General features: G+C 62.8%; 1 pseudogene. It reads left to right on the top strand.

Features of this window, described 5'->3' with window-relative positions:
* Positions 1-234: pseudogene (locus R0J92_RS26840) on the top strand (branched-chain amino acid ABC transporter substrate-binding protein); the annotation flags it as partial.

Below are 234 nucleotides of genomic sequence, written 5' to 3'. Positions count from 1 at the left end.
CCCGGTCATCCAGCGGATCATGGATGAGGTGGTCGCCAAAGGTAACGGCACCGGCGAGGAAAAGAACGTCGGGAACGTCTATTACAACATCGGTGTAGCCACGATGGCCGCTTCGGTTCGTGCCGCCGAGCTGGCGCTCGAGGAGCACGGCGCGCCCTTGACCGGCCCGAAGCTGAAGCAGGGCTTCGAGATGATCGAGGACTTCAACGCCGAAGGGCTGATGCCGCCGATCAC

Origin of the sequence: Tritonibacter sp. SIMBA_163, assembly GCF_046535935.1 — a bacterium.
Taxonomy (GTDB): Bacteria; Pseudomonadota; Alphaproteobacteria; order Rhodobacterales; family Rhodobacteraceae; genus Epibacterium; species Epibacterium scottomollicae.
The sequence above is the reverse complement of the archived record's forward strand: the minus strand, read 5'-3'. Positions and strand labels throughout refer to the sequence as shown.